5 protein-coding genes, 2 tRNA genes and 1 pseudogene are annotated in these 4,561 nt (G+C 71.8%); 1 reads left to right on the top strand and 7 read right to left on the bottom strand.

Translation table 11 applies throughout. The annotated features are described in order from the left end of the window. Positions 1-90 precede the first annotated feature (90 nt). The 7 genes from B7P34_RS35115 to B7P34_RS35085 all read right to left on the bottom strand — a co-directional run bounded on the left by B7P34_RS35115 (position 91) and on the right by B7P34_RS35085 (position 3,624). On the bottom strand, positions 91-1,506 hold the full coding sequence (locus B7P34_RS35115) for a DHA2 family efflux MFS transporter permease subunit (protein ID WP_106682186.1): 1,416 nt from the start codon (positions 1,504-1,506) through the stop codon (positions 91-93). A gap of 86 nt (positions 1,507-1,592) precedes the next feature. Next, positions 1,593-2,126 (bottom strand): TetR/AcrR family transcriptional regulator, encoded by a 534-nt coding sequence (locus B7P34_RS35110; protein WP_106682185.1) that lies wholly within the window; start codon positions 2,124-2,126, stop codon positions 1,593-1,595. 75 nt (positions 2,127-2,201) lie between these two features. Then, positions 2,202-2,633 carry a MaoC family dehydratase gene (locus tag B7P34_RS35105; protein WP_106682184.1) on the bottom strand — a complete coding sequence of 144 codons (432 nt, stop codon included), beginning with the start codon at positions 2,631-2,633 and terminating at the stop codon, positions 2,202-2,204. Further along, positions 2,634-3,086, bottom strand: coding sequence for a MaoC family dehydratase N-terminal domain-containing protein (locus B7P34_RS35100; protein ID WP_106682183.1), 453 nt, complete (start codon positions 3,084-3,086; stop codon positions 2,634-2,636). A 94-nt stretch (positions 3,087-3,180) separates the two neighbouring features. Then, positions 3,181-3,345, bottom strand: coding sequence for a 50S ribosomal protein L33 (rpmG, locus tag B7P34_RS35095; protein ID WP_006604855.1), 165 nt, complete (start codon positions 3,343-3,345; stop codon positions 3,181-3,183). Positions 3,346-3,430: 85 nt separating this feature from the next. Next, a tRNA-Met gene (locus B7P34_RS35090) sits at positions 3,431-3,503 on the bottom strand. A gap of 48 nt (positions 3,504-3,551) precedes the next feature. After that, positions 3,552-3,624 (bottom strand) — tRNA-Thr (locus tag B7P34_RS35085). Between the two features lie 194 nt (positions 3,625-3,818). Here B7P34_RS35085 and B7P34_RS35080 point away from each other — a divergent pair. Beyond that, positions 3,819-4,561: pseudogene (locus tag B7P34_RS35080) on the top strand (hypothetical protein); the annotation flags it as partial.

Below are 4,561 nucleotides of genomic sequence, written 5' to 3'. Positions count from 1 at the left end.
CCCCGGCCCCCTCCGTCCGTCGCCGGCTTCCCGGCCCCCTGGCTCGCGTCGGCGCTGGGCACGGCCCTGGTGCAGCACCTCTGCGATGACCTAACGGGCGGGTGGGTGGGCATGAGCCCGCCGCGCAGCGGCGGGGACGGGCCGCACCGCGTTCCGGGCGGGTATCAGCGCCGCTGCGACCGCGCCGCAGGCGACCGCCGCCGCGCCGGCCCACAGCGCGGGGGTGAGTCCCTCCACGAAGCGCTGGGGGGAGTCGTAGCCGCCCCGGGCGGAGAAGAGTGAGGCCAGGGCGGCCACTCCGAGCGCTCCGCCCACCTCGCGGAGGGCGTTGTTCGCGCCGGAGGCGATTCCCTGTTGGGCGGGGCGGACGCCGGACATGACCAGCTTCGCCGCGGGGGCGAAGAACAGGCCCATGCCGATGCCGCTGACGATCAGTCCCGGGAGCTGGGCCGCGTAGGAGACGTCCGGGCTCATGACGAGGGCGAAGTGGGCCAGGCCCAGGGCCTGGAGGGCGAGGGCGGTGATGAGGACGGGGCGGCTGCCCACGCGGTCGGCGAGGTGGCCCGAGAGCGGCGCCGCGATCATGGGCATTGCGGTCCAGGGGAGCATGCGCAGCCCGGCCTCCGTGGGCGACTGCCCGAGGACGTTCTGGAGGAACTGGCTGAGCAGGAAGATCGAGCCGAACATCCCCAGGAACATGAAGACGCCGGCGGCGTTGACGCCGGCGAAGGCACGGTTTCCGAAGATGCGCATGGGGAGCATGGGCCGCTCGGCGCGGAAGCCGTGGCGGATGAAGGCGGCCAGGAGGGCGCTGCCTCCGAGGAGGGCGGTCAGGACTCCGGGGCTCGTCCAGCCGTGCGCGTTCGCGTTGATCAGTCCGTAGACGACGCCGAAGAGGCCGCCGCTGACGAGGACCGTACCGGGGAGGTCGAGGCGGGCTTCCGGTGCGCGGGACTCCTGGAGGCGGAGGCGGGCCAGGGGGATGAGGGCGGCGCCCAGCGGGACGTTGAGCCAGAAGATCCACTGCCAGGAGAGGTGCTCGGTGAGCGTGCCGCCGATCAGCGGGCCGCCGGCCACGGCCAGGCCGTCCACGGCGCCCTTGATGCCGTAGGCGAGGCCTCGGCGGGCGGCGGGGACGGCCGTGGTGAGCAGGGTGAGGGTCAGGGGCGTCGTGATGGCGGCGCCCACGCCCTGGACGGCCCGGGCGGCGATCAGCGCCTCGATGCCGGGGGCGAGGGCGGCCGCGGCGGAGGCCGCCGTGAAGATCGCGAGGCCGGTGACGAAGAGCTTGCGGCGGCCGAAGCGGTCGCCGAGGGCCGCGCCGGACATGAGCAGGACCGCGAAGGTGAGCGTGTAGGCGTTGACGGTCCATTCGAGGTCTTCCAGCCCTCCGCCGAGGTCCTTGCGGATGGCGGGCAGGGCGGTGGTGACGACCAGGTTGTCCAGTGCGGCCATGAAGCCCGCCGCGCCGGTGATGACCAGGGCCCAGACGGCCTTGGGCGGCATGTGAATCCCCCGTTGCAGTTATTTAGTGAGTGCTTACTAACTTTCTTCGCCGGGAAGAAGGAGATCCCGCTTGCGGGATCCCACCTCTAGAAGCCGTCCCACACCCTGTGGTCCGGCGGGAAGCCCAGCGACATCAGCGTGTTGATCAGCGTCCCCTTGGCCAGGAACCGCGTCGTCTCCTTCGCGTCCCCGCCGAGCGCCAGGTGCGCCCCGTCCCACAGCTCCAGCCACGCCTTGCGGATCGCGCTGCCGAACTCGTGGTCCCCCGCCGCCTCGGCCGAGGCCACCGCGACGTAGATCTGCATCTGCATCTGCAGCTTCTCGGGGTCCTCGGAGATGAGGTGGTCGTACGCGGCGGCCATGGCCTGCTGCGCCCCGCGGGGCGGCGCGCCCTCGACGGCCTTCGCGAAGACCTCGCGGGTCTCCTCCAGGCAGCGCCGGGCCGCCGCCAGGAAGATCGCTTCCTTGGTGGGGAAGAGCCGGAAGAGGTACGGCTGCGAGACGCCCACGCGGCGCGCGATCGCCTCCGTGGACGTGCCCTTGTAGCCGGTCCGCGCGAACTCCGTGATGGCGGCGCGGATCACACTCTCACGCCGTTCCTCCGCGCTCATCCTGACCATGAGGCGTAAGTTATTGGTCACTTACTTCCGGTGTCAAAAGGGGGAGGGCGCCGTCCCGCTCATGGCGCCCTCCTCTCAGGCGAGGCGTACGACCGCTCGCGACATCCCCAGGACCTTCTGGCCCGCGCTCTTGACCACCAGGTCCACCCGGACCGTGCGGCGCTCGTCGTCCTTGGCCGCGACCTTGCCGCCGACCTCGATGACCGCGCCTTCGTCGTCGTTGGGCACGACGACCGGGCGGGTGAACCGCACGCCGTACTCCGCGACGGCGCCCGGGTCGCCGGCCCAGTCCGTGACCACGCGCGCCGCCTCGGCCATGGTGAACATGCCGTGCGCGATCACGTCCGGCAGGCCGACCTCCTTGGCGAACTTCTCGTTCCAGTGGATCGGGTTGAAGTCGCCCGAGGCGCCCGCGTAGCGGACCAGGTCCGCGCGCGTCACCGGGAAGGTGCGGACCGGCAGCTCCGTGCCGATCTCGACCTCGTCGTAGGAGATCCGGGCAGTCATCTACGCCTCCTCGGCCGCGCGGGCCACCAGGGTCGTGTGCGCGGTCACCACGTGCTCGCCGTGCTCGTCCTGGACGTCGCCGCGGATCGACAGGACGTCGTTGCCCGCCAGGGACTTGATCGACTCGATCGTGGAGACGACCGTCAGGCGGTCGCCGGCCCGCACGGGGCGGGCGTACGCGAACTTCTGGTCGCCGTGCACGACGCGCGAGTAGTCCAGGCCCAGCTGCGGGTCGTTCACGACCGCGCCGGCGGCCCGGTATGTGACGGAGAAGACGAACGTCGGCGGAGCGATCACATCCGGGTGGCCCAGCGCCTTGGCGGCCTCCGGGTCGGTGTACGCCGGATTGGTGTCGCCGATGGCCTCGGCGAATTCGCGGATCTTCTCCCGGCCGACCTCGTACGGTTCGGTGGCCGGATAGGTCCGCCCTACGAAGGACTGGTCGAGCGCCATGGCCCGGTACCTCCTGCGGCAGTGGTGAACGGTGGCGGATACGCCGCGAGGCCGCCCCCGGTGAATGGGGACGGCCTCGCGAACGAGCCTGTTGTTATCGCGTCTCGCGGTGCGCGGTGTGCGAGTTGCAACGGGGGCAGTGCTTCTTCATCTCAAGACGGTCCGGGTCGTTACGCCGGTTCTTCTTGGTGATGTAGTTCCGCTCCTTGCACTCCACGCAGGCCAGCGTGATCTTCGGGCGGACGTCGGTGGCAGCCACGTGAGTGCTCCTTGACGGAATGGACGGATTAACGCAGACAAGAGTAGCCGACCGGAGGACCGACCCCACAATCGGCTACTACGTGTAGCGGTGACCGGACTTGAACCGGTGACACAGCGATTATGAGCCGCTTGCTCTACCGACTGAGCTACACCGCTTTGATGTGGGAGGGACCCTCGCCCGAAGGCGAGGACCTCTCACACCAGAGCCCCAAAACGGAATCGAACCGTTGACCTTCTCCTTACCATGGAGACGCTCTGCCGACTGAGCTATTGGGGCGAGCGAGGAAGACATTACACGGTTGGCCGCCGAAGGTGAAATCCGTATCCGGAGGACGCCCGCGACGGCGCCACGGAAGCCTTCCCGCACCACACCAGTACGACTATTCGTCGCCTGCTCGAAGCCGTTCCTGCCGCGCCCTACGCTCGGACCTGCTGCGTGATCATGCACGCCCCGGCCCCCGGAGGAGCGCGATGCCCGACAGCCAGCCGCAGCCCCCGGCGAACCCCGGCGGCGATGCCGGCCCGCACGCCGCCGTGCCCGGCGACGGCGCCCTCGTGCTCGGCGGCGCCCGCCTGGCCGACGGCCGCACCGTGGACGTGCGGCTGAGCGGCGGGCACATCGAGGCCGTGGGCACCGCCGGCAGCCTGGCGCCCGGCCCGCGCGTGGACCTCAGCGGCTATCTGCTGCTGCCCGCGCCCGCCGAACCGCACGCGCACGGCGCCACCGCGCTCACCGCCGAGGCCGACGGGCCCGTCTCGTACGCCGCGGAGGACGTCCAGCGGCGCGCCACGGAGGCCGCGCTGCTCCAGCTCGGGCACGGGGCCACCGCCCTGCGCTGCCACGTGCGGATCGGCGACGTGCAGGGGCTGCGCTCGCTGGAGGCCGTCCTGCAGGCCCGGCGGGCCCTGCGCGGGCTCACCGACCTCACCGCGGTCGCCGTGCCCCGGCTGCTCACCGGCGCCGCCGGGGCCGAAGGGGTGGCCCTGCTGCGGGACGCCGTGAAGATGGGCGCGGCCGTCGGCGGCTGCCCCGACCTCGACCCCGACCCCACCGGCTTCGCCGAGACCGCCCTCGACCTCGCCGCCGAGTACGGCTGCCCCGTCGACCTGCACACCGACGCCTCCGACCCGGCCCGGCTCGCCCGGCTGGCCGCCATGGCCGGCGGGCTGCGCCCCGGCGTCACCCTCGTCTCGCTGCTCCCCCTGCAGGAGCC

Origin of the sequence: Streptosporangium nondiastaticum, from assembly GCF_003011965.1 — a bacterium.
GTDB lineage: Bacteria > Actinomycetota > Actinomycetes > Streptomycetales > Streptomycetaceae > Streptomyces > Streptomyces nondiastaticus.
The sequence above is the reverse complement of the archived record's forward strand: the minus strand, read 5'-3'. Positions and strand labels throughout refer to the sequence as shown.

Bases quoted from the DNA above. Each gene is read 5' to 3' on its own strand.
- B7P34_RS35105 (WP_106682184.1), bottom strand. From the start codon at position 2,633: ATGACTGCCCGGATCTCCTACGACGAGGTCGAGATCGGCACGGAGCTG.
- B7P34_RS35100 (WP_106682183.1), bottom strand. From the start codon at position 3,086: ATGGCGCTCGACCAGTCCTTCGTAGGGCGGACCTATCCGGCCACCGAA.
- B7P34_RS35115 (WP_106682186.1), bottom strand. From the start codon at position 1,506: ATGCCGCCCAAGGCCGTCTGGGCCCTGGTCATCACCGGCGCGGCGGGC.
- B7P34_RS35110 (WP_106682185.1), bottom strand. From the start codon at position 2,126: ATGGTCAGGATGAGCGCGGAGGAACGGCGTGAGAGTGTGATCCGCGCC.